The sequence below is a fragment of the Pseudomonas edaphica genome (assembly GCF_005863185.1).
Lineage (GTDB): Bacteria > Pseudomonadota > Gammaproteobacteria > Pseudomonadales > Pseudomonadaceae > Aquipseudomonas > Aquipseudomonas edaphica.
Window position 1 is genome coordinate 1 of the sequence record NZ_VBVZ01001065.1, and the last position, 876, is coordinate 876.

1 protein-coding gene is annotated in these 876 nt (G+C 63.1%); it reads left to right on the forward strand.

Annotated elements, in window-relative coordinates:
* A partial coding sequence (locus tag FEM54_RS33270; RefSeq protein WP_205894452.1) for a crotonase/enoyl-CoA hydratase family protein occupies positions 1-746 on the forward strand: 746 nt, incomplete at its 5' end.
* Positions 747-876 lie beyond the last annotated feature (130 nt).

The following is an 876-nucleotide window of genomic DNA, read 5'->3' on the forward strand; positions in this document are numbered from 1 at the left end:
ATGTCCTGCTGTTGGGACTGGATCGAGTGGCCAAGCGCAATGCCTTTGACCTGGACCTGCTCAATGAGCTGAGCCTGGCCTATGGCGAATTTGATCGAAACGACGACGCTCGCGTGGCCGTGGTATTCGCCCACGGCGAACATTTTACTGCCGGGCTGGACCTGGCCAATGTCAGTGGCGTGATGTCGGGAGGCTGGCAACCACCGTTGGGCGGCTGCGATCCGTGGGGCGTGTTTGCCGGCCCCCGCGTCAATAAACCGGTGATCGTCGCGGCCCAGGGTTACTGCCTGACCATCGGCATCGAATTGATGCTGGCGGCGGATATCAACCTCTGTGCCAGCAATACGCGCTTTGCGCAGATGGAAGTGCAGCGCGGGATTTTCCCGTTTGGCGGCGCGACCCTGCGCTTCCATCAGATCGCCGGCTGGGGCAACGCGATGCGCTGGCTGCTGACCGGCGATGAGTTCGACGCCCATGAGGCGCTGCGTCTGGGGCTGGTGCAGGAAGTGATGGCCAGTGAAGACCTGCTGCCGCGCGCCATCGAACTGGCCAGCCGCATTGCCCGCCAGGCACCGCTGGGCGTGCAGGCGACGTTGATGTCGGCGCGCCAGGCACGCATGGAAGGTGAAGCCGTGGCGGCGGCCGGGTTGCAGGTGGTGGTGGAGAAACTGTTGAACAGTGAAGATGCCAAAGAAGGTGTGCGGGCGATGGTTGAGAAGCGGCCGGGGGTGTTCAAGGGGATTTGAGTAGGCTGTGCGGGCCTCATCGCGGGCAAGCCCGCTCCCACAGGTGGAATGCATTTCAACCGGAAAATGCTATTCAACTGTGGGAGCCGGGCTTGCCCGCGATGGCGCCAGTACAGGCAACTAGGTCGCC